Origin of the sequence: Acrocarpospora macrocephala, assembly GCF_009687865.1 — a bacterium.
Taxonomy (GTDB): domain Bacteria; phylum Actinomycetota; class Actinomycetes; order Streptosporangiales; family Streptosporangiaceae; genus Acrocarpospora; species Acrocarpospora macrocephala.
This window is the reverse complement of sequence record NZ_BLAE01000021.1, coordinates 1-22,688: the sequence shown is the minus strand read 5'-3', so window position 1 is coordinate 22,688 and position 22,688 is coordinate 1. Positions and strand designations below refer to the sequence as shown.

Genomic DNA, 22,688 nt, shown 5'->3' with positions numbered 1-22,688 from the left:
AAGGAGCGGCGATGCGGGTCGGCCTGGTTGACCTGTTCGACGGATCGGCGCAGCGGGACCTGGCCTACCTGCGCGCGTTCGCGCGGACGGCCGAGGAGGCCGGTTTCTCCTCGCTGTGGCTGCCCGAGCACCTGGTCTTCTTCGAGGAGTACGACTCCGCCTACCCCTACCCGGCCGCGCCGAACCCGGCCAACCCCGAGGTGGCCGAGGTGCACACCTACGGCGCGGGGTCCGCGCCCCGGGTGGAGGCGGCCCAGGAGCAGGGCCTGCTCGACGTGCTCCAGACGGCCGCCGAGCTCTGCCGTCACACCACGCGGCTGCGCGTCGGCTCCTCGGTGCTGCTGCTGCCGCTGCGCGACCCGCGCCTGCTCGTCCGCGAGCTGGCCACGCTCGACCTGCTCACCGGCGGGCGCTTCGACCTGGGCGTCGGGGTCGGCTGGTCGGCGGAGGAGTACGCCGCTGCCGGGGTGCCCTTCGCCGAGCGCGGCGCGCGCTTTGAACGCAACCTGGCCGCAATCTCCGAACTGTGGGCTGGCGAGGGCATGCCCGGCACCGGTCGCCCGCTGCCTCGCGTGCTGGTGGGCGGTCAGTCCAGGCCCGCTATCCGCCGCGCCGCCAGGTACGCCACCGGCTGGTATCCCTGGAACCTCACCACCGGCGACTTCGCCCGCCACCTGGCCGAGATCGAGGCCGGCCTGCGCGAGCACGGCCGATCCCGCGCCGACTTCCACGTCATCGCCGGGCTCCGCTTCCACGGCGCCGTCGCCGACCTGCGCCCCGCCGTGGAGCGGTACCTGGAACTCGGCGCCGACAGCGTGAACCTCTCCCTGCGCATGACCCCCGCCACCTACCCGGACACGATGCGCGAGGTCTCCCGCGCGCTCGGGCTGGCCGCATGAACGTCGAGGAGTTCCGCGCCCAGGCTCGGGACTGGCTGGCCGAGCACGTCCCGCGCGAGCCGCTCGGCTCCTGGACCAGCCCCGAGGGGTTCGCGCGGCACCGCGCCTGGGAGCGCGTCCTGTTCGAGGGCGGCTACGCGGCGGTCGACTGGCCGCGGGAGTACGGCGGGCGCGGCGCCGGCCTCTTCCACACCATCGCCTTCGCCGAGGAGTACTACCGCGCGAAGGCGCCCGCCCGGGTCAACATGGGCGGCCTCTACCTGCTCGGCCCGATCCTCATGCGGTACGGCACGGCGGAGCAGCGCGGCCGCTGGATTCCCCGCCTGCTGTCCTGCGCGGACATCTGGTGCCAGGGCTTCAGCGAGCCCGACTCCGGCTCCGACCTGGCCTCGCTCCGCACCCAGGCGGTCCGCGAGGGCGAGGAGTTCGTCGTCAACGGCCAGAAGACCTGGACCTCGTTCGGCGGCTTCGCCGACTGGATCTTCGCGCTGGTGCGCACCGACCCGGAGGCGGGCCGGGAGAACAAGCACCGGGGCATCACCTTCCTCTGCGTGGACCTGCGCTCGCCCGGCGTCGAGGTGCGCCCGCTGGCCATGGTGGACGGCACCAAAGGCTTCGCCGAGGTGTTCTTCACCGACGTCCGGGTGCCCGTCGCGAACGCGGTGGGGGAGCTCGGCGAGGGCTGGCGGGTGGCCATGTCCACGCTCGGCTTCGAGCGGGGCGCGGTCTTCGGCGACCACGCCAAGTACTCCGCCGACGTCGAGTCCTTCGCGGAGCTGGTCCGGGCCCGCGGCCTGGCGGGCGACGCGCTGGCCCTGGACGAGCTGGGGCGGCTCTTCGTGGCGACCGAGGTGTACCGGGCCAACGTGTACCGGCTCGCCGAGCTGGCCGAGGGCGGCGCCGACCTGGACCTGCGGGCCAGCGTCAACAAGCTCTACTGGACCGAGGCCCAGCACCACATCTTCGCGGCGGGCCTGGACCTGCTGGGCGGGCTGGCCGCCCTCGGCGGCGGCTCGCCCGTGCTGCGCGAGGCGCTCACCCCGCGCGCCGCCGGGATCTGGACCGACTGGCACCACCGGTACTGGTACGCCAGGGCCGCCATGATCTTCGGCGGCACCTCCGAGATCCAGCGGAACATCATCAGCGAGCGCCTGCTCGGCCTGCCCAGGGAGCCCCGGCGATGAATTCTTCCCTGACCGTCCCCCTCGACGAGGAACAACGCGACCTGCTCAAGCTCACCCGCCGCCTGCTGGAGGAGCACGCGGGCGAGGCCCACCTGCGCCGCCGCATGAACCTGGACGCCGCCCACGATCCTGATCTGTGGCGGCGGCTGGCCGACCTCGGCCTGCTCTCCCTGGTGCTGGACGAACGCTGGGGCGGCGCCGGCCTGGGCGACCACGTGCTGGCCCCCGTCCTGCACCTGCTGGGCGAGTTCGCCGTCCCCGAGCCCTTCCTGGAGACCGTGGTGTCCGCCCTCCTCATCCAGGAGGCCTGCCCCGAGGATTTCGCCGCAACCTGGCTCCCCCGCATCGCCTCCGGCAACGCCGTGGCGGCCCTGTCCTTCGGGCCCCGCACCCCGGTCGTACCTTATGCGGCTTCGGCGGATCTCCTCCTGGTCTGCGGCGGCGGCGTGACCGCCATCGAGGCAGCCGAACTCGTAGTCGAACGGCAGGACGCGGTCGACCCGCTCTACCCTCTCTACCGAGTCACCGGAACGGGACAGCAGGTAAGCCTGGACGCCCCAGCCGTGGAACGGGCCTGGACTCGGATGGTGGCGGGCTCCGCCTGTCTGCTCACCGGTGTCAGCACCCGGCTGCTCGACATGACCGTGGCATACGTGAAGACCCGCCATCAGTTCGACCGGCCCGTCGGGTCCTTCCAGGCGGTCAAGCACAAGCTGGCCGACGTCGCCACCGGCGTGGACCTGTCGCAGGCCGCGTCCTTCGCCGCCTTCCGCGACACCGGCGCCCCGGACGCCCAGGTACGGGCCGCCGTGGCCAAGGCGTACGCGGGAGAAGCCGCCCGGCAGGCCGACGTGGAGGCGCTCCAACTGCACGGCGGGATCGGGTTCACCCTCGAATACGGCCTCCAGTTCTGGCTGAAACGCGCGATGGCCCTCTCGGCCGCCTACGGCACCGCCCGCGAGCACCGGCGCTCTCTCGCCGTGCGTCTGCTGGCCAGGGAGGCGGCCCGATGAACCTGGCAGAGCTGGGCTTCTGGCGGATCGCCCGCCGGTCCCCCGAGAACGTCGCGGCCGTCGAGCCGGACGGCACCACGGTGACGGCGGGCGACCTGCTGGCCCGGGTGAACCGGATCACCCGTCTGCTGCGCGACCTCGGCCTGACCGGCGGGGACCGGGTCGCGCTGGTGGCCGCCAACGAGGTCGCCGCGCTGGAGACCGTGCTCGCCTGCCACCAGGCCGGGTGGTACCTGGTGCCGGTCAACACCGCCCTCAGCGCGGCCGAGATCGCCCACATCATCGGCGACTGCGCGCCGGGCGCGGTGGTGACCTCCGCAAGGTACGCCGACACCGTCCGGGCCGCCCTCGACCAGGCGGGCGTCGCCGCGGAACGCCGGTTCGCCACCGGACCCGCCGACGGCTTCCGCGTGCTGGCCGAGGCCGCCACGCCGTACTCGGGGGAGTGGGCCGAGGACCGCGCGCCTGGCGCGTTCATGGCCTACACCTCCGGCACCACCGGCCGCCCGAAAGGGGTGCTCCGGGCGCTCGCCGCCGGTGACCCCGACGACGTCTACGCCGCCGGGTCGGCCTGGCAGCTGGGCATGTTCGAGGTCGAGCCGTTCGCGGCCGGCACCCACCTGGTCACCTCGCCGCTGTCGCACACGGCGGTGAACGGGCTGGCGCTGGCCTCCCTGCACCTGGGGCACCGGGTGGTGCTGATGGAGCGCTTCGACGCCACCGGGATGCTCCGGCTCGTCGAGCGGGAGCGGGTGACCACCACGCACGTGGTGCCCACCCAGATGCACCGGCTGCTCGCCCTCGACCCCGCCGTGCGCGGCTCCTTCGACGTCTCCAGCATGCGCAACCTGATCCACGGCGCGGGGCCCTGCCCGCCGGCGGTCAAGCGCGGCGTCATCGACTGGTTCGGCCCGGTGATCTACGAGTACTACGGGGCCAGCGAGGCCGCGGGCACGGTCATCTCGGCCCGCGAGTGGCTGGCCAGGCCCGGCAGCGTGGGCCGCGCTCAGCCGGGGACCGCCGTGAAGATCATGGACGAGCACGGGCGTGAACTCGGCCCCGGCGAGCGGGGACGGGTCTACCTGGAGCTGGGCCCCCGGGCCTTCGAGTACCGGGGCGACCCCGAGAAGACCAGGTCCAGCGTCCTTGACGGCTGGGTCACCGTGGGCGACCTCGGCCACCTCGACGAGGACGGGTACCTCTTCCTGCTCGGCAGGACCGCCGAGGTGATCGTCTCCGGCGGGGTCAACGTCTACCCGGCCGAGGTGGAGGCCGCGCTGCTGGAACACCCCGGCATCGCCGACGCCGGGGTCGTCGGGGTGCCCGACCGGGAGTGGGGCGAGATCGTCTGCGCGGTCATCCAGCCCGCCGACGACGCCAGGGAACGGGCCGCCGCGCCCGGTTTCCGCGAGGAGGTCGTCGCGTTCTGCCGGGAGCGCCTGGCGGGCTTCAAGCTGCCCCGGCGCATTGAGATCGTGGCCGCCCTGCCGCGCGGGGCCAACGGGAAGCTTCGCAAACATCTGCTGCTGCCGGAAATCGACGGGAGGCCGACCGGGTGAGACCCCTGCCCCTGCCCACGCCCGACACCGCCGCGTTCTTCGCGGCCATCGACGCGGGCCGGCTCACGGTGCCCCGATGCGGCGCATGCGGCAGGTTCTTCCTGTATCCGCGCGCCTACTGCCCGTTCTGCACGTCCGGCCAGGTGGCCCTGGAGCCGGTCTCGGGGCGGGGCACGCTGGAGTCGTACGTGGTCAACCACCGGCCCGCGCCCGGCTTCGAGGAGGACGCGCCGTACGTCGTGGGGGTGATCCGGCTGGCCGAAGGCCCCACGCTGTTCGCCGGCATCGAGGGCGAACCCGCCGTAGACGGCGAGCTGGACGCGTTCTTCGAGCCCCGGGGCGAGCGAAATGTCCTGAAATTTCGGATGAGGAAGGCGGCCGGATGAGTCTCCGAGGCAAGGTCGCGATCGTCGGCGCGGCCGAGACCGACCGCATCGGCAAGGTGCCCGACATGTCGGCGCTCGAGCTGCACGCCCAGGCGGCCGTCAACGCCCTGCGCGACGCCGGCCTCACCCCGGCCGACGTGGACGGGGTCGCCTCGGCGGGGGAGTCGCCCGTGGACGTGGCCGACTACCTGGGAATCGTCCCCGAATACCTGGACGGCACCAACGTCGGCGGCAGCTCGTCCATGCTGCACGTGCGCCACGCGATGGCGGCCATCGCCGCCGGGCTCTGCACCACCGTCCTGGTCACCCACGGCGAGTCCGGGCGGTCCCGGGTCGGCATGGTGCCGTGGGCGCCCGCCCCGCAGTCGTACATGGCGCAGTTCGAGGTCCCGCACGGCCCGATCGGCGCGCCCGCGCTCTTCCCGATCGGCGTGCGCCGGTACATGCATATGTACGGCATGACCGAGGAGCAACTGGCCACGGTCCCCGTCGTCCAGCGCCAGTGGGCGGCGCGCAACCCCCGCGCCAAGCTCCGCGACCCGATCACGGTGGCCGACGTGCTGGCCTCCCCGATGATCGCCGACCCCATCCACCTGCTGCACTGCTGCCTGGTCACCGACGGCGGCGGCGCGCTGGTGCTCACCTCGGCCGAGCGTGCCCGCGACCACCGCGCGCCCGTCCACGTGCTGGGCGCGGGAGAGTCCAGCGAGTCCTCGGTCGTCTCGGGGCTGCGCGACCTGACCTCCTCCCGCGCCATCGAGCGGGGCGGCGCGGCGGCCATGCGGCAGGCCGGGATCTCGCACGGCGACGTGGACCACCTGATGATCTACGACGCGTTCGCGCACGTCCCGATCTACGGCCTGGAGGACCTCGGCTTCGTGCGGCGGGGCGAGGCGCCCGCGTTCATCGCCGACGGGAACACCGCGCCCGGCGGGCCGCTGCCGATGAACACCAACGGCGGCGGCCTCTCCTACACCCACACCGGCATGTACGGCATGTTCGCCATCCAGGAGTCGGTGCGCCAGCTGCGCGGAACCGCGCCGGCGCAGGTCCCCGGGGTCGAGGTCAGCCTGGTCACCGGAGTCGGCGGCATGTTCATGAGCTCGGGCACGCTGGTGCTGGGCAGTGCCCGAGCGCGCTGAGCTACTCGTCCGGGAGGAACTTGACCAGCGCGGTCCGCCGCGCCCGGCAGACCACGACGCCGTTCTGGTTGAGGCCCCGGTGCTCCAGGGTCACGATGCCCTGGCCCGGGCGCGAGGCGGACGGCCGCTTGCCGATGATCTCGCTCTCGCAGTAGAGGGTGTCCCCGATGAACACGGGCGCGGGGAAGGCGATCTCGCCGAAGCCGAGGTTGGCCACCGTGGTCTTCTGGGTCAGGTCGCCGACCCCGATCCCGCCCACGATGGCCAGGGTGAGCAGGCTGTTCACCAGCCGCTGCCCGAACTCGCTCTCGGCCGACCGGACGGCGTCCAGGTGCAGGGTCTGAGTGTTCATCGTGATGCTGCAGAACAGCACGTTGTCAGCCTCGGTGATGGTTCGGCCGGGTTCGTGCTTGAAGATGTCACCGACGTGCATCTCCTCGAAGTAGAGCCCGCGCCTGGTGTGTACGGTCACGCTTGTTCTCATTTCGTTAGTTCGGCCCGGTGATCGGGGTGGGCGACGTGGGCGAGCGACTCCGCGCGCTCGGCCGTGGTTTTGCCGCGCAGCCAGGCGACGCCGTACTCGGTGACGACCGCGTCGGGCGTGTGCCGGGGGATGGTGGCCGCGGCGCCGGGGGCCAGCGCGGGCACGATCCGGCTGTGTTTCCCGTCGGGGGTGGTGGACGCCATGGCGATGACGGAAAGGCCGCCGGGGGAGCCGTGGGCGGCCTCGGCGAAGTCGGCGGCGCCGCCGACCCCGCTGACCTGCCTGCCTCGTACGGTCTCGGCGTTGACCTGGCCGAGCAGGTCGACCTCGACGGCCGAGTTGACCGACACCAGGCCGGGCAGGCCGCCCAGCCGGCGCGGCGCGTGGCCGGTCCGGCTGTCGAAGACGCCGATGGACGGGTTGCCGTCGGCGAACTCCATCAGCGTCCTGGTCCCCATCAGTTCCACGGCCGAGATGGCAGGGCACGGCATCATGTCCAGCGAGCTGAGCACGCCCTGCTGGAAGAGCGCCACCATGGCGTCGGTGGCCATGCCTACCACTCGGGCACCGCGCAGGCCGGCCAGTCCGTGGATGAGGGATTCGGGGACCGAGCCGAGGCCGAACTGCAGCACGGGCCGGTCCGGCAGCAGATCCAGCACGTGTGCCGCGATGCGGTCGCTGAGCGGGTCGCGGTCCGCCTCGTGGTACTCGCACATCGGGGTGTCGGCCTCCACCAGCGCGGTGATCTCCGAGACGTGCACGGCGGTGTCGCCGTGGGTGCGGGGGACCAGCGGGTCCACCTCGGCGAGCACGACCGTGGCCCGGGTGACCGCCGCCCGGACGTAGCTGGCCGAGGGGCCCAGGTTGCAGTACCCGTTCCGGTCCGGCGGGGAGACCCGTACCAGCGCGGCGTCGGTCTGCCAGTGGTCGAGCAGGGCGGGGACGGCCGAGGCGCGGGCGGGGACGTACTCCGACAGACGCCGGGCGGGACCGTAGGGGTGCCAGGTGAGGTAGCGCAGGTGGCCCTGGCGCACCGCGTCGAGGAACGGGTAGCCGCCCAGCTGCAGTCCCGAGTAGAGGGTGGGGGCGGGCAGCAGGTCCGCGGTCTCGCCGAGGGCGCGGAGCAGGGTCTCCGGGGTGCCGCAGCCGGGGGCGCCCACGACGCGGGCGTTCGCGGGGAGCAGGCGAATGGCCTTGCCCGGCGGGAGCGTGGCGGGAAGTGGCATGAGGGGCAGCCAATCGTCGTACGGGCAACGCCTAACCGTAGTGTCGGCCCGCTAGTGAAGCAAGTGCTTGATTTACCTTGACACGGATCGCGGCACGTGGATAGCTTCCGGTAAAGCGAGCGCTTGATTTGTGGTGTTCCTGGAGGCAGCGGTCGTGACACTCGTCATCCAACAACTCGTGAACGGCCTCGCCCTCGGCGCCGTCTACGCTCTCTTCGGCGTGGGTTTCGCGCTGATCCTCACCAAGATGGGCATCCTGAACGTCGCCCACGGCACGTTCGCCACCTGGGGCGCGTTAGTCGCCTACTTCGCGGTGGCCGAGCTGGGCCTGCCCTTCCCGCTCGCGCTGGCTGCCGGGGTGCTGGCCGCCGGGATCATCGGCGTGCTGACCGACCTGGTGGCCTTCGAGCCGCTGCGCCGCCGGGGCGCCGGCACGTTCGCGCCCATCATCTCCTCCATCGGGATGTGGATCGTGCTGCTCACCGTGGCGCAGGCGGTCGGCGGGGGCTCGGCCACCAGCTTTCCCGACGGCGCGATCCCGGCCGGGCCGATCCGGCTGGGCGGCCTGGTGATCCTCCCGGCGCAGCTGCTCAACATCGCCGCCGCGCTGCTGGTCGCCTTCGGGCTGCATCTGGCGCTGGCCAGGACCCGGTTCGGCGCCGCCGTGCGGGCGATCTCCGCCGACCCGAGGTCGGCCACCATCGTCGGCGTCAACGCCGCCCGCACGCTCCGGGTGGTGGCCTTCACCGCGGCCGCCATCGCCGGTCTCGCGGGCGTGCTCGCCGGGCTCTCCTCCAACAACGTCTCCTTCGACCTGGGCGAGGCGCTGCTGCTCAAGGGCTTCGCGGCGGTGGTCGTCGGCGGGTACGGCGACATCCGCGGGGCCGCCCTGGCCGGTTTCCTGATCGGCATCCTCGAAGTGGTCAGCGCCCAGTACATCTCCTCGGGCTTCCGGGACGCGATCACCTTCGGGGTGCTGCTGGTCATCCTGGTGGCCCGGCCCCAGGGCATGTTCGGCGAGCGCCGGCTGGTGCGCGCATGAACCTCGCGGCCTGGAACACGACCCTGCAGTTCGCGGGGGTCAGCGCGCTCTTCGCGCTCAGCATCTACGCCTCCCTGTGGACCGGCGTGCTCAGCCTGGCGCCCGTCTTCTTCGGCGCGGTCAGCGCCTTCACCTTCGGGTGGGCCACGATGACGCTGGGGCTGACGCCGGTGGCTGCGCTGGCGCTCGGCGCCGTGGGCGGAGGGCTGCTCGGGGTGCTCACCGCCTTCCTGGTGCTCCGGCTGGAGAGCCACTACCTGGCGATGGCCACCATCGCGCTGGTCCTCATCGGCCGGGTGCTGGTGATCAACATGGAGGGCTTCACCGGCGGCGTGGCGGGCACCCTCGCCCCCGGCGACCTGGGGACCTGGTTCTGGTGCCTCGGCTGCCTGGGGGCCGCCGCGTACGTGCTGGCCCGGCTGCGCGGCTCCCGGTTCGGGCTGGCGGCCTCGGCCGTACGGGAGGATCCGGCCGTGGCGCAGTCGCTGGGGATCTCCCCGCGCGCGGTGCAGCTGGTGGGCTTCACACTCTCCGGCGTGTTCGGCGGGGTCGCGGGCGTGCTCCAGGCGAGTTTCCTCCAGTTCATCGGCCCGGACACCTTCTACACGCACCTGGGCTTCACCACCCTGGCCGCCGTCGTCCTCGGCGGCGCCTACCACTGGCTCGGCCCGATCATCGGCGCCGTCGTCTTCACCGCCCTGCCCGAGCTGCTGCGCGGCCCGCTGGGCGAGTTCGACTCCATCGTCACCGGCCTGCTGCTGGTCGTGATCATCGTCTACCTGCCCCGGGGGCTGGTCGACCTACGGCGGTTCCGCCTGCTGCGCGGCCGCGGGAAGGCGGTGGTGTCGGAATGAGTGAGGTTCTCGCGATCGAGGTCGAGGGCTTGGTCAAGACCTTCGGCGGGCTGCGCGCGGTCGCCGAGGTGGACCTGCGCGTCCCGCCGCGGAGCATCTACGGCCTGCTCGGCCCGAACGGAGCCGGGAAGACCACCGTCGTCAACATCATCAGTGGTTTCCTGGCGCCGGACCGGGGCGTGATCCGGGTGCACGGCCGGGAGACGCACGGGCTGCCGCCGTACCGGATCGCCCGGGAGGGGGTGGCCCGCACCTACCAGAACATCCGCCTGTTCCCCGGCATGACCGTGCTGGAGACGGTCGCCACCGGCGCCTACCACCGGCGGCGTTCCACCATCCTGGGGGCCGTGCTGCTCAGCCGCGCCGAGCGCAGGGAGCGGGCCGAGGTGGCCGCGAAGGCGCTCGCGCTGATCGAGCGGGTGGGCATCACGGCCTCGCCCGGCGCGCTGGCCGAGACCCTCTCCTACGGCGACCAGCGGCGGGTGGAGATCGCCAGGGCGCTGGCCGCCGAGCCGCGGGTGCTGCTGCTGGACGAGCCCACCGCCGGGATGAACGACGCCGAGTCCCGGCAGGTCGGCGAACTGCTGCTGGGCCTGCGCGCGGAAGGGCTGACGCTGGTCCTGATCGAGCACAACATGCGGCTGGTCGAGGAGTTCTGCGACGAGGTCACCGTGATGAACTCCGGCGCCGTGCTCGCCGTCGGCACGCTCGCGGCGTGCCTGGAACAACCCGATGTCAGGGAGGCCTATTTTGGCAAGCGATCCGATGCTCGCCGTATCGAAACTCTGCGCCGCGCACGGCGTGGTTGAGGCCGTCCGCGACGTCGACGTCCAGGTGCCCAAGGGGGCGCTGGTGGCGCTGGTCGGGGCCAACGGCGCCGGCAAGACCACCACCCTGAACTCGATCGCCGGGCTGCACAAACCGTCCTCCGGCACGGTCCTGGTCGGCGGCCGGAACGTCACGGGCTGGCCCTGCCACCGGCTGGTCCGGGCGGGCGTCGCGCTGGTGGCCGAGGGCCGCCGGGTGGCGCCCTCGCTCACCGTGCTGGAGAACCTCGAACTCGCCGCGTACGCCAAGCGCCGCGACAAGGCCGACTTCCAGCAGCAGATCGGCCGGGTCTACGACCTGTTCCCCGTGCTGGCGGAGCGGCGCGGCCAGTACGCCGGGCTGCTGAGCGGCGGCGAGCAGCAGATGCTGGCAGTCGGCCGGGCCCTGATGACCCGGCCGGACGTGCTGGTCCTGGACGAGCCGTCGATGGGCCTGGCCCCCTCCATCGTGGACGTGCTGTTCACCACCATCTCCACGCTGCACGAGACGGGCTCCACCATCCTGCTGGTCGAGCAGAACGCGGAGCTGGCCCTGGCCGTCAGCGACTACGTCTACGTCATGCACCGGGGCCGGATCGTCGCCGAGGGCGAGCCGGACGAGCTGCGGTCGCGCCCCGAGATCATGACCGCCCTGTTCGGCTAGAAAGGCACCCCTGTGAACGAGATCAGACTGGACGGGCAGGTCGCCGTCGTCACAGGCGCCGGCCGGGGACTCGGCCGCGCGCACGCGCTGCTGCTGGCCGCGCGCGGTGCGGCGGTCGTGGTGAACGACGTCGGCGCGGCGCTGGACGGGGTCGGCGCCGAGCTGACCCCCGCCGGGCAGGTGGTCAAGGAGATCACCGAGGCGGGCGGCAGCGCGGTGGCCGACGCCACCGACATCAGCACGCCCGAGGGCGCCCAGCGGGTGGTCGACCTCGCGGTGGAGACCTTCGGGCAGCTGGACATCCTGGTCAACAACGCCGGGATCCTGCGCGACCGTACGATGGCCAAGCTGACCCGCGACGAGGTGGACCCGGTGCTCGCGGTGCATCTGGGCGGGACCGTCTGGATGACCAAGGCCGCCTGGCCGGTCTTCACCGAGCGGCGGTACGGGCGGATCGTCAACACCACCTCCGCCGCCGGTCTGTTCGGCAACTTCGGCCAGACCGCGTACGCGGCGGCCAAGGCGGCCATCGTCGGCGTCACCAGGACGCTGGCCCTGGAGGGGGCCCGCCACGGCATCGCGGTCAACGCCATCGAGCCGGGCGCGCGCACCCGGATGACCGAGGACCTGCTTGGCGAGCTGGCCGACCGGCTCGACCCCGGGCTGGTCTCGCCGCTGGTGGTCTGGCTGGCCGACCCCGCCTGCGACGTCACCGGCGAGGTGTACAACGTGGGCGGCGGCCGGGTGGCGCGAGTGGTCGTCGCGCAGACGCCGGGCTACTTCTCCCGGTCGGTGTCGCCGGAGGAGATCCGCGACAACTGGCACCGGATCAACGACCTGACCGAGGCGACCGTCGTCGAGACCTTCCAGCAGGAGCTGGAACTGCTGGTACGGCAGCTGTCCTGAGCTCGCTCGGCCGCGATGTAAAGCAAGCGTTCGATGTAAAGTAAAGCAAGCGTTTGATAAACTTTGGTCCCGGACACCTAACCACACGAGGGACAAGCGTGAAGTTCACCTATTTCCACCTGATGCCCTTCGACGGGCTGCCAGAGGATTTCGCCCAGAGGCACCGGAGCGTCTGGGTCGACATCGACCCCCGCCTCATGGACGTGCGGCGCATCCACCACCTCTACAACGACTACCTGGACGAGCTGGAGCACGCGGCGCGCACCGGCTTCGACGCCATCGGCGTCAACGAGCACCACAGCAACGCCTACGGCCTGATGTCGAGCCCGAACATGATGGCCGCCTCGCTCGCCCGCCGCACCGCCGACACCGACGCCAAGATCCTGGTCATGGGCGACGCGGTGCCGCTGTACAACCCGCCCATCCGGATCGCCGAGGAGCTCGCCATGCTCGACGTGATCAGCGGCGGCCGCCTCATCACCGGGTTCCCCCTCGGCAGCAGCCAGGACACCAACTATGCCTACGGCATCAAGCCCGCCACCGTGCGCGAGCGGTACTACGAGGGTTTCGAGCTCATCCTCAAGGCCTGGCAGTCCCAGGAGGTGTTCAGCCACAACGGCCGCTACACCAAGCTCCGCTACGTCAACCCCTGGCCGAAGCCGCTCCAGCAGCCGCACCCGCCGATCTGGGTGCCCGGCAGCGGCTCCCTGGAGACCATGGACTTCGCCATCCGGCGCGGCTTCCCGTTCTTCTTCCTCTCCTACTTCGGCACCGAGTTCTCCGGCTCGATGTTGCGCCGCTTCTGGGAGCGGGCCGAAGCGGCGGGCGTGGACGATAATCCGTACCGGGTGGGCATGTTCCAGCCGATCCTCGTCGCCGACACCGATGAGGAGGCCGAGCGCCTGTACGCCGACCACGTGAAGTACTTCTACCGCCGGTGCACCCACACCTACCCCGGCTTCGCCGAGGCCCCCGGCTACAAGAGCGTCGAGTCGCTTCGCGCGGTGCTCCCACCGCCCGGCGCCAAGTCGACCGCACGGCCGGACAGCTTCCGCGCGGCCAGGGACTACGAGTGGGCGGACTTCATCAACCTCGGCATCATCATCGCGGGCAGCCCCAGCACGGTACGGGAGAAGCTGGAGCACCTGTCTTCGACGAACCGCATCGGCAACTGGATCGCCCTGATGCACATCGGCGACATGCCGCGCGAGAAGGCCATGAACAACATCGAGCTGTTCGCCACCAAGGTCAAGCCCGGCCTGTCCGGGGTCTTCTCCCAGTACGAGCACCACTGGTGGCCCAAACCCATCCCCGGCTTCGAACCGGCGGCCGTGGCTCCCGTGGCGGTGGCACGATGAGGCACACCTTCGAAGGCCCGCACCAGGGCGACGTCACCGTCGTCGACGAGCACGGCACGCCCGGCGGACCCGTCGTGGTCTACCTGCACAGCGAGTGGGGCGCGTTCGAGGAGCCCCCGCTCTCCGGCGAACTGCTGGACGGCGCCCGAGTTCTGGTCGTGCACCTGCCCGGCTGGGGCGTCTCCACCTCGGTCCGCGCCGCCGCCAGCCTGCCCGACCTGGCTCTGACCCTCTGGTGGGCGCTGGACCGCCTGGAGGTGGGCGGCGTGCGCCTGGCCGGGCACGGGCTCGGGGCCACCCTGGCCGCCGAGATGGCCGCCGTCCAGCCCGCCCGGGTCGCCGCCCTCGCGCTGATGGCCCCCTGGGGCATGTTCGACGAGGCCGACCCCGGCGCCGACATGTTCGCGCTGCTGCCCAGGGACCTCAACCCGCTGATCTACGCCGATCCGGAAGGCCCGGTCGCGGCCGCGCAGCAGCCCAGGCCCGCCGACGCGCACGAGACCGGGCTGGCCGTCATCCGCCGGGTCCAGGTGCTCGGGGCGGCGAGCAACTACCTGTTCCCCATCCCGGACACCGGGATCGCCGAGCGGCTCTACCGGCTCGCCGGGGTTCCCGTACTGCTGGTGTGGGGGGCGCGGGACGGCGTGGTGCCGCCCTCGCTGGCCGGGCTGTGGTCGGGCCACCTGCCGCACGCGCGCAGCGAGGTGGTGGCCGACGCCGCGCACATGGTCCCGTACGAGTCGGCGGACGCGCGCAAGCTCGTCGGCGAGTTCCTCACGGGCACCCCGTGAGCGGTGCCCTCGGGAGCGGCTTCGACGACCCCGACCACACGCTGATCGCCGAGGCGGTCCGCGAACGCTGCGCCGAGTTCCCCGACGAGTACTGGGCCGCCTGCGACGCCGAGCACCGCTTTCCGTGGGAGTTCTTCACCGCCATGGCCGAGGGCGGCTGGCTGGGGATCGCCCTGCCGGAGGAGTACGGCGGCGCCGGCCGCGGCGTCACCGAGGCGGCGATCCTGCTCCGCGAGGTCGCCGCCTCCGGAGCGGCCATGAACGGCTGCACCGCCCTGCACATGAACCTGTTCGGGCTCCAGCCGGTGCTCAAGTACGGCAACGAGCGGCTCAGGAAGACGTTCCTGCCCCCGGCCGCCGAGGGCAGGCTGCACGTCGCCTTCGCGGTCACCGAACCGGACGCGGGCACCGACACCTCCCGCATCAAGACGGCCGCGGAACGGGACGGCGGCAACTGGGTGATCTCCGGCCAGAAGATCTGGACCAGTAAGGCGCTGGAGTCCGACGTCGCGCTGATCCTGGCCCGCACCGCCCCCGCCCCCGGCGACGAGCGGCGCAGGTTCGACGGCCTCAGCCTGTTCCTGATCGACCTGGACCGCGAGCACGTCGACATCCGGCCCATCCCCAAGGCCGGCCGCAACGCCGTCGCCAGCTGCGAGACCTTCTACGACCGGCTGCCGGTCGAGGGCTGGCGGCTGGTCGGCGAGGAGGGGAAGGGCTTCAAGCACATCCTGTCCGGGCTCAACCCCGAGCGCATCCTGATCGCCGCCGAGGCGGTCGGGATCGGCTACGCGGCGCTGCGCCGCGCCACCGACTACGCCCGGGTGCGCGAGGTCTTCGACCGGCCGATCGGCGCCAACCAGGCCATCAGCCACCCGCTGGCCGACGCCTACGCCCGGCTGGAGGCGGCCTGGCAGATGACCATGGTGGCGGCCCAGCGCTACGACGCGGGCCTGTCCTGCGGGGCCGAGGCCAACATCGCCAAGTACCTGGCCGCGCAGGCCGGCTACGACGCCGCCGACCGGGCCGTGCAGACCCACGGCGGGCTCGGCTACGCCCACGAGTTCCACGTCGAACGCTACTGGCGCGAGGCGCGGATCATGCGGCTGGCCCCGGTCAGCCAGGAGATGTCCTTGAACTTCATCGCGCAGCAGGTGCTCGACCTGCCGCGCTCGTACTGAGGGGCTTTCATGGCTCTTGAGGGCAGATTGGCCGGGCAGGTGGCGTACGTGCTGGGCGGCGGCAGCCACGGCCCCGCCCGGCCCGGCGAGCCGCTCCCCATGGGCAACGGCCGGGCCATCGCCCTGCGCCTGGCCGCGGAGGGCGCCACCGTGGTGGTCGGCGACATCGACCTCGGCCGGGCCCAGGCCACCGTGGCCGCGCAGGCCGGGCCGGGCCTGGCGGTCGCGGTGGACGCCGCCGACGCCGCGTCCTGCCAGGCGGCCGTGGCGAGCGCCCTCGGCTCCTTCGGGCGCCTCGACATCGTGGTCTGCAACGTCGGCGTCTCCGGGCGGGAGCCGATCAAGGCGCAGAGCGTCGCGGAGTGGGAGTACTCCGAGGCGGTCAACCTGCGCTCGCACTGGCTCACCGCCCAGGCCGCGCTGGAGCCCATGCTGGCCCGCTCGCGCGGCGCGTTCGTCTTCGTCGGCTCCACCGCCGGGCTGCTGAGCAGCCGCCGGTCGTTGTCGTACGAGGCCACCAAGGCGGCGCAGCTCGCCGTCATGCGGCACATCGCCGTCCGCTACGCCGCGCGCGGCATCCGCGCCAACGCGGTCGTGCTCGGCGTCATCGACTCGCCGCTGGTGCGGCGCGAGTTCGGCGAAGAGGGGGCGCCCGCGCGCGCCGCCGTGGTCCCGATGGGCCGCGAAGGCCGCCCCGAGGAGGCCGCCGCCGCCGTGGCCTTTCTCGCCTCCGACGACGCCGGCTACGTCACCGGCCAGAGCCTGATCGTGGACGGCGGCGTCAGCGCCTCCTGGCCCACCCCCTCTTAATCAGAAACCCGTCCCATAGACAGCCGCAACGCCGCCGACCAGGCGACTCACCGCTGCGGCCGTCCAGATCACGACTTTCTAATTAACGAAGGGATAGACGACCGTGCGAAACGACGTGGTGATCCGCGGGGTCGGCATGACCCCGTTCGGCAAGTTCCTCGGCTCCTCCATGAAGGACCTGGGCCGGCAGGCGACGCGGGCCGCGCTGGCGGACGCCGGGATGGAGGTCGGCGACATCCAGGCGGTGTTCTTCGCCAACGCGCTCGCCGGTCTCATCACCGGCCAGGAGAGCATCAGGGGCGAGACCGTCACCTACCCCCTCGGGTTCGGCACCATCCCGGTGCACAACGTGGAGAACGCCTGCGCCTCCGGCGGCAACGCGCTGCACCTGGCGTGGCTGGCGGTCGCCTCCGGCATGCACGACACCGTGCTGGCGCTGGGGGTGGAGAAGGCCAATCACGAGGACCGTACCCGGACGTTCCGCGCGTTCGGCGCGGGCATGGACGTGGAGGACGGGTTCGCGGTCGGCGACGGCGCGGGGGAGGACCGCAGCCCGTTCGTGGACCGGCAGGCGCGCCTGGCCAGGACGCTCTTCGGCGAGCGCGGCGTGAGCATGGCGGGCCTGGCCAGGGTGACCTCGCGGTCGCTGGAGAACGCCCGGCTCAACCCGATGGCGCACCGCAGGTTCGGCGGCTCCCCGGAGGACGTGCTGAAGGCCCGGGTGGTGGTGGATCCGCTCACCGTGCTGATGAGCTCCCCGATCAGCGACGGGGCGGCGGCTGTGGTGGTGACCCGGGCGGGTTCCTCGCCGCGCGACGTCAGGATCCTGGCCTCCCGGCTGGCCACCCGCCCGCCCAAGGGCGTCGAAGGCGCGCCCGGTGCCGCCAAGGCCGCGGGGCTGGCGGCGTACGAGCAGGCGGGGCTCGGCCCTGGGGACGTCGACTTCGCCGAGGTGCACGACGCGTCCGTCGCGTACGAGCTGCTCACCTGGAGCGAGCTCGGGCTCTGCGCGCCCGGCCAGGAGCAGGAGTGGGCCATGACGGGCGTCACCGAACGGTCCGGCGCGATGCCGGTGAATGTCTCCGGCGGCCTCGTCGGGCGTGGTCACGCCCTCGGGGCCAGCGGCCTCGCCCAGGTCCACGACATCACCCAGCAGATCCGGGGCGAGGCGGGCGAGCTCCAGCTGCCCCACGTCCGCGTCGGCCTGGCCCAGATCGGCGGGGGCGTCATCGACTGGGAGACCGCCGCCTCCACCGTGCACATCCTGGCCGCCGGATGAACGTCGTCGACGGCCACATGCACATCCTGGACGCGTCCTGGCTGCCCGAAGGGCTGCGCCGGGCGTGGGCGCGGCAGGCCGCCGGGCGCAGCCACCCCGAACGGGACCCGGCCGACATCTTCCCCCGGGTCGGGATGGGGCAGAGTGACCCGGACGGCGCGCTGACCATCGCCGCCTTCGACCGGGCCGGGGTCGCCGCCGGGGTGATGCCGGTCGTGGACTGGACGATCGTCGGCCGCCCGGCGGGCGAGCACCTGCCCATCCGCGACCTGCACGCCCGCAACCAGGTGCTGGCCGACGCGGTCCCCGGCAGGCTCTTCTTCTGCGCGGGGATCGACCCCCGCCACCCCGACGCCGCCGAGATCCTGGACCACGCGGCCCGGATGCCCGGCTGCCGGGGGGTGAAGCTCTACCCGGCGGCCGGCTGGGACCTGGGCGACCCGGCCCACGCGTGGCTGTTCGAGCGGATCCTGGAGCTGGACCTGCCCGTGGTCGTGCACACCTCCCCGCTGGGCGGCGACCCGCTGCAGACCGTGCGCTCCCGGCCCGCCGAGGTGGCCGCCCTGCTGGCCAGGTACCCGGCGATGACCGTCGTCTTCGCGCACGCCGGTCTCGAGGCCTGGTGGGCGGAGGCCCTGGACGCCGCCACCGGCTGGCAGCGGGCCTACCTGGAGCTGTCGTTGTGGCAGCGCTGCGCGCTGGCCGACTACCCCGAGTTCCGCCGGCGCGTCGCCAGGATGCGCGCCCAGCTCGGGGCGCATCGGCTGATCTTCGGCTCCGACATCATCCGCGGCGACCGGTCGGACCCCCGGGGCGAGGAGCTCATGACCTGGATCGATAGGGTCGCCAGCCTGGCGGAGCCGTACGCAGGGGAGCCGCCCGTCCTGGCCGCGGAGGAACTCGCACTGTTTCTGGCCGCCAACGCGGTCCGTGTCTTCAACCTCAAGGAGCTGTCATGAGCGACACGATGGGAGAGATCTTCGAGAAGGCCGGCCGGCGCTTCGGCCCCCACGTCGCGGTGGAGTCGCAGGGCGCCAGCCGTACCTTCGCGGAGGTGGTGGCGGCGGGGCGGCGGCTGGCTCATGCGCTGCGCTCGCGCGGGCTGGCGCCGGGGACCCATGTCGCCGCGCTCCTGGAGAACCGGATCGAGTCCCTCGAGGTCTACGTCGGGCTGGCCCTCGGCGGCTACCCCGTGGTGCACGTCAACGACCGGCTCACCGCCGAGGAGATCGACTACGTGCTGACCGACTCGGGGGCGCGGGCCCTGGTGCACACCGACGGGGTCGCCGCCACGGTTGCGCGCACCCGGTCGGCGGCCGGGCTGGCGGCGTGGCTGGCCATCGGCGGGGACGGCGGCGAGTCCTACGCCGAGGCGCTGCGCGGGTCGAGCGACGAACCGCTGCCGCCCACGGCCACCCCTTCGGATATCGCCATCATCGGCTACACCAGCGGAACCACCGGCTTCCCCAAGGGGGCGCTCGCCTCGCACCGCGCCGTCGCGGGCTGCACCAAGCTGGTCCCGTACGCCTACCGCCTGCCGTTGCACGGGCACTGCGCCTTCCCGGGCGGCTGGTCCTTCGTGTCCGGCATCTGGGGCGTGATATTTCCGCATTTCTACACCGGTGGCACGGTCTCCTTCATCCCCGGCGCCACCCCCGAGCAGTGGGGCGCGCACATGGCCGAGCGCGGCTCCACCTTCACGCTTGGCCTCACCCCGCTGATCCCGGGCCTCCTGGAGGCGCTGCGGCTCTATCCGCAGGTTCTCGACACCCTCCTGTCCGTGCTGCACTCGGGCGGACCGCTCCCACCCGAACTGGCCGGGACGCTGGTGGACGTGATCGGCGACCGGCTGGTCGAGACGTGGGGCATGACCGAGGTGGTCGGGCCGATCACCATCACCAACCGCGCCGACTGGACCGGCCGCACCCAGGCCAAGGACATCTTCGCCTCGGTGGGCCGCCCGCTGCCCACGGCCGCGGTCCGGGTGGTGGACGCCGACCGCGAGCCGGTTCCCGTGGGGGAGGTCGGCGAGCTCGTCATCGAGTGCGACACCATGTTCTCCGGGTACCAGGGCCAGCCGGAGAAGACCGCCGAGGTCTTCCGCGACGGCGAGTACTACACCGGCGATCTGGGCTACCAGGACGAAGCGGGGTATTTCTACGTCACCGGGCGCTCCAAGGAACTGATCATCACCGGGGGCGCCAACGTGTACCCGGCGGAGGTCGAGCGGGTGCTGCTCACCATGGACTCGGTGGCGGACGCCGCCGCCTTCGGTCTCCCCGACGACCGGTGGGGTGAGGCCGTCTCGGTCGCCGTGGTGGTCAAGCCCGGGGAGACGCTCACGGAAGAGCAGATCGTGGAGTACGTCCAGGAGCGGCTCGCCTCGTACAAGAAGCCGCGGAGGATCTTCTTCGTGGCGGCGTTGCCCCGCAATTCCAGCATGAAGGTGATGAAACACGTGCTGCGCGAGGCGTTCCTGAACCCCGAAGGGAGCACGCTGTGAAGATCGGCATCAGTGAGTGGTACCCGGGGGCCGGTCCCCGCGCCGGGCGCTGGTCCATCGAGTCGGCCCAGCTCATCGAGGGGCTCGGCTTCCACTCGGTGTGGCTGCCCGAGCACGTGGTCTTCATGCCGCGTTACACCTCCAAGTATCCGTACGAGCAGGGGGGCGCGGTCGAGGTCAACGCCACCAGGGGCGTGCACGACCCGCTCGTGCTGGCGGGCGCCATCGCCGCCGCCACCTCGCGCATCCGCATCGGCACGTACGTGATGGTCGTCCCGCAGCGGAACCCCGTCGTGACCGCCCGCCAGATCGCCACCGTGGACCAGCTCTCCGGCGGCCGCTTCAACTTCGGCGTCGGCGTCGGCTGGTCCGCCGAGGAGTACGCGGTCCTCGACGTGCCCTTCGAACGCCGCGGCGCCCGCATGGACGAATACCTCCGCGCCATGAAAGCCACCTGGGCCGACGACGAACTGACCGAATTCCACGGCGAGTTCGTCGACTTCCCCCCGCTGTACGCCTTCCCCAAACCGATCCAGCGCCCGCACCCCCCGATCATCGTCGGCGGCAACAGCCCCGCCACCCTCCGCCGCATCGTCGAACTCGGCGACGGCTGGGCCGGCTACAGCCAGAGCTACGACGACATCGCCCGCTTCACCGAAGAACTGGAGAGCCGCCTGGTCGCCGCCGGACGCAGCCGCGCCGACGTGTCACTGCGGGTCGGCCGCCGCGCCAAGGGGAAAACGGAGAAGGACTGGGAGGACGACGCCGTCTACATCCGCCGCTGCGCCGAACTGGGCCTCGACGAGGTGGTGGTCTCCCCGAGAATCGGCGACGACGCCTACGAACGCGACATGACCAGATACGCCGAGATCGTCGGCCTCCGCTGACCTCGCTGCTCTGGAAATGCTGCCCTCGCTGGTCTAGGAATATCGCTTGAGCTCGTCGGTGCCACGCTGGCCCCTCTAACCGCAGGACCCGAACTTATCTGCTCGATGCCTCCCCGCCTTGACGTCCGCTGTCTCATGATCTTGTCCAGTGGCGTTTGGCCGAGACGAGCGCTTGTTCCTCGCGAGTTGAGGGTCTGTGGGTTGGTGCGCTGCTCCTGATCGGGCGTGGCGGATGGATCTTCGGATGGCGGCGGGTAGGTAGATCTTTTCACGGGGCGCGTGACCTGCGGTTTTGTCGCGGACTGAGGCCCGGTTTTGTCGTAGCTGCTGGATAGCGTGAGGGTGGTTGTTCGGATCCGCCGGTGCGAAAGGGGGGCGCCTTCATGCTCGGTTCTCCGATCGAGGTGCGGGATCCCTCCCGTGCGGGGGGCGTCCGCGGACGCGAGTTGCCCGCGTTCCTGAAGGGCACCGTGCTGGATCCTGACTACGTCCCGCCCCGGCGTTCCGCCGACGACACCCACGACGACGCGCACAGCGACCCATACGGCGACCCATACGGCGAGGCAGGGCAGCAGAACACTCCGCGGCAGAACGCACGGCAGCAGTTCCTCCACGGCCGCTCCCCCGACACCGGCCGCTCCACCGGCCCTGGCCGCTCGGCCGACGCCGACCGCTCCACCGATCCTGGCCGCTCGGCCGACTCTGGTCGCTCCACCGATCCTGGTCGCTCCACCGATCCTGGTCGCTCCACCGATCCTGGTCGCTCCACCGATCCTGGTCGCTCCACCGATCCTGGTCGCTCCACCGACGCCGGTCGCTGCACCGATCCTGGTCGCTCGGCGGGGCCGGAGGTGTGGGGCGAGTCGGTGGGTTCGGGGGTGTTGGTGGCCGAGTTCCGGCGGCTCGCCTCCCGGATTGCGGTGACCGACCTGCCCGAGGATGCCGGGTTGTGCGTGGGCGAGACCGAAGACCTGCTGTTCTCCCAGGACCGGCTGAGTTCGGCGATCGCCGCCCGGGTGGGGCGCGTCCACGCCACCGGTGAGGCCAGGAGCGCCGGAAGCGGCGGGCACGCCTCCACCGGTACCTGGCTGCGCGCCTCGGCGGGGATGAGCGGTGCGGGCGCCTCTCGTCTGATCCGGCTGGCCACCCAGCTGGCCCGCCTGCCTGTCGTCCGGGATCGGTTCGCCTCCGGCACGCTGGCCGAGGGGTCGGTCGAAACGATCTGCCAGGTCACCGCCCACCTGACCGACGCGCAGGCGGCGCTGGCCGAGCCGATCCTGCTGGATTTGGCCGACAGCGCCTCCCCGGCCGAGATTCGCAAGGCCGGACAGTACCTGCGGGAGCTGCTGGATCCGGGCACCCTGGACGATGACGCCGAAACCGACTACGTCACCCGTTCCCTGCTGGTGCGCCCGTCCAGTACGGGTGGTGTGGAGGGGGAGTTCCGGCTGCCGCGTGAGGCCGGCGCCCGGCTGCGCGAGTTCCTGGCCGCCTACGCCCGGCCGAAAGGCAAGGACGACGACCGCCCGCTCCGGGTCCGCCAGGCCGACGCCCTGTCAGCGCTGCTGAGCAAAAAGGTCACCACCGAACTGCTGGTCCTGGTCCGCGCCGAATCCCTCCCCACCGACCACCCAACACACGACCACCCCACCACCACCGACCCCATCACCGGCCACCCCACCCATGACGCCGACTCCACCCACGCGCCCTCCAC

22 protein-coding genes are annotated in these 22,688 nt (G+C 72.0%); 20 read left to right on the top strand and 2 right to left on the bottom strand.

Annotated features, from left to right (window positions below; genetic code table 11):
* The first annotated feature begins 11 nt into the window (after window positions 1-11).
* Genes Amac_RS19190 through Amac_RS19165 form a run of 6 tightly spaced genes read left to right on the top strand, consistent with a single transcriptional unit; the run spans window position 12 to window position 6,183 of the window.
* A complete protein-coding gene (locus tag Amac_RS19190) occupies window positions 12-899 on the top strand; it encodes an LLM class flavin-dependent oxidoreductase (protein ID WP_170322559.1) in 888 nt (295 codons plus the stop codon).
* Window positions 896-2,083, top strand: a complete 1,188-nt coding sequence (locus Amac_RS19185) for an acyl-CoA dehydrogenase family protein (RefSeq protein WP_155355742.1) — start codon at window positions 896-898, stop codon at window positions 2,081-2,083. Before Amac_RS19190 ends, Amac_RS19185 begins: the two co-directional genes overlap by 4 nt.
* Window positions 2,080-3,096 carry an acyl-CoA dehydrogenase family protein gene (locus tag Amac_RS19180; protein ID WP_155355741.1) on the top strand — a complete coding sequence of 339 codons (1,017 nt, stop codon included), beginning with the start codon at window positions 2,080-2,082 and terminating at the stop codon, window positions 3,094-3,096. Before Amac_RS19185 ends, Amac_RS19180 begins: the two co-directional genes overlap by 4 nt.
* Window positions 3,093-4,655, top strand: a complete 1,563-nt coding sequence (locus Amac_RS19175; protein ID WP_218041170.1) for an AMP-binding protein — start codon at window positions 3,093-3,095, stop codon at window positions 4,653-4,655. The genes Amac_RS19180 and Amac_RS19175 overlap by 4 nt, the downstream gene beginning before the upstream one ends.
* Window positions 4,652-5,041, top strand: a complete 390-nt coding sequence (locus Amac_RS19170; RefSeq protein ID WP_155355740.1) for a Zn-ribbon domain-containing OB-fold protein — start codon at window positions 4,652-4,654, stop codon at window positions 5,039-5,041. The genes Amac_RS19175 and Amac_RS19170 overlap by 4 nt, the downstream gene beginning before the upstream one ends.
* Window positions 5,038-6,183, top strand: coding sequence for a thiolase C-terminal domain-containing protein (locus Amac_RS19165; RefSeq protein WP_155355739.1), 1,146 nt, complete (start codon window positions 5,038-5,040; stop codon window positions 6,181-6,183). Before Amac_RS19170 ends, Amac_RS19165 begins: the two co-directional genes overlap by 4 nt.
* A gap of 1 nt (window position 6,184) precedes the next feature.
* On the opposite strand, the gene Amac_RS19160 is transcribed toward Amac_RS19165, so the two are convergent.
* Both Amac_RS19160 and Amac_RS19155 read right to left on the bottom strand, forming a co-directional pair.
* Window positions 6,185-6,655, bottom strand: coding sequence for a MaoC family dehydratase (locus tag Amac_RS19160; protein ID WP_246268476.1), 471 nt, complete (start codon window positions 6,653-6,655; stop codon window positions 6,185-6,187).
* Window positions 6,656-6,663: 8 nt separating this feature from the next.
* Entirely contained in the window at window positions 6,664-7,893 is a 1,230-nt protein-coding gene (locus Amac_RS19155) for an acetyl-CoA hydrolase/transferase family protein (protein ID WP_155355737.1), read from the bottom strand.
* 154 nt (window positions 7,894-8,047) lie between these two features.
* Between Amac_RS19155 and Amac_RS19150 the strand changes: the two genes are divergently transcribed.
* From Amac_RS19150 to Amac_RS19085, 14 genes are all read left to right on the top strand, one after another.
* Window positions 8,048-8,935: a branched-chain amino acid ABC transporter permease gene (locus Amac_RS19150; RefSeq protein ID WP_170322558.1), complete on the top strand. Its 888-nt coding sequence runs from the start codon at window positions 8,048-8,050 to the stop codon at window positions 8,933-8,935.
* Window positions 8,932-9,789 (top strand): branched-chain amino acid ABC transporter permease, encoded by an 858-nt coding sequence (locus Amac_RS19145; protein ID WP_155355735.1) that lies wholly within the window; start codon window positions 8,932-8,934, stop codon window positions 9,787-9,789. Before Amac_RS19150 ends, Amac_RS19145 begins: the two co-directional genes overlap by 4 nt.
* Window positions 9,786-10,598, top strand: coding sequence for an ABC transporter ATP-binding protein (locus Amac_RS19140; RefSeq protein ID WP_155355734.1), 813 nt, complete (start codon window positions 9,786-9,788; stop codon window positions 10,596-10,598). The genes Amac_RS19145 and Amac_RS19140 overlap by 4 nt, the downstream gene beginning before the upstream one ends.
* Window positions 10,540-11,259 (top strand): ABC transporter ATP-binding protein, encoded by a 720-nt coding sequence (locus Amac_RS19135; RefSeq protein WP_218041169.1) that lies wholly within the window; start codon window positions 10,540-10,542, stop codon window positions 11,257-11,259. Before Amac_RS19140 ends, Amac_RS19135 begins: the two co-directional genes overlap by 59 nt.
* A gap of 12 nt (window positions 11,260-11,271) precedes the next feature.
* Entirely contained in the window at window positions 11,272-12,165 is an 894-nt protein-coding gene (locus Amac_RS19130) for an SDR family NAD(P)-dependent oxidoreductase (RefSeq protein WP_155355733.1), read from the top strand.
* A gap of 98 nt (window positions 12,166-12,263) precedes the next feature.
* Window positions 12,264-13,523 (top strand): LLM class flavin-dependent oxidoreductase, encoded by a 1,260-nt coding sequence (locus Amac_RS19125; protein ID WP_155355732.1) that lies wholly within the window; start codon window positions 12,264-12,266, stop codon window positions 13,521-13,523.
* Window positions 13,520-14,314, top strand: coding sequence for an alpha/beta fold hydrolase (locus tag Amac_RS19120; RefSeq protein ID WP_155355731.1), 795 nt, complete (start codon window positions 13,520-13,522; stop codon window positions 14,312-14,314). Before Amac_RS19125 ends, Amac_RS19120 begins: the two co-directional genes overlap by 4 nt.
* Window positions 14,311-15,495, top strand: coding sequence for an acyl-CoA dehydrogenase family protein (locus Amac_RS19115; protein WP_174900189.1), 1,185 nt, complete (start codon window positions 14,311-14,313; stop codon window positions 15,493-15,495). The genes Amac_RS19120 and Amac_RS19115 overlap by 4 nt, the downstream gene beginning before the upstream one ends.
* Window positions 15,496-15,504: 9 nt before the next feature.
* Entirely contained in the window at window positions 15,505-16,305 is an 801-nt protein-coding gene (locus Amac_RS19110) for an SDR family NAD(P)-dependent oxidoreductase (protein WP_155355730.1), read from the top strand.
* A gap of 103 nt (window positions 16,306-16,408) precedes the next feature.
* Window positions 16,409-17,584, top strand: coding sequence for a thiolase family protein (locus Amac_RS19105; protein ID WP_155355729.1), 1,176 nt, complete (start codon window positions 16,409-16,411; stop codon window positions 17,582-17,584).
* Window positions 17,581-18,543 carry an amidohydrolase family protein gene (locus Amac_RS19100; protein ID WP_155355728.1) on the top strand — a complete coding sequence of 321 codons (963 nt, stop codon included), beginning with the start codon at window positions 17,581-17,583 and terminating at the stop codon, window positions 18,541-18,543. The genes Amac_RS19105 and Amac_RS19100 overlap by 4 nt, the downstream gene beginning before the upstream one ends.
* Complete coding sequence (locus tag Amac_RS19095) at window positions 18,540-20,087, top strand: class I adenylate-forming enzyme family protein (protein WP_155355727.1); 1,548 nt, start codon at window positions 18,540-18,542, stop codon at window positions 20,085-20,087. Before Amac_RS19100 ends, Amac_RS19095 begins: the two co-directional genes overlap by 4 nt.
* Window positions 20,084-20,974 carry an LLM class F420-dependent oxidoreductase gene (locus Amac_RS19090; protein WP_155355726.1) on the top strand — a complete coding sequence of 297 codons (891 nt, stop codon included), beginning with the start codon at window positions 20,084-20,086 and terminating at the stop codon, window positions 20,972-20,974. The genes Amac_RS19095 and Amac_RS19090 overlap by 4 nt, the downstream gene beginning before the upstream one ends.
* A gap of 383 nt (window positions 20,975-21,357) precedes the next feature.
* Window positions 21,358-22,688: DUF222 domain-containing protein (locus tag Amac_RS19085; protein WP_155355725.1), on the top strand; the 1,331-nt coding region annotated here is incomplete at its 3' end.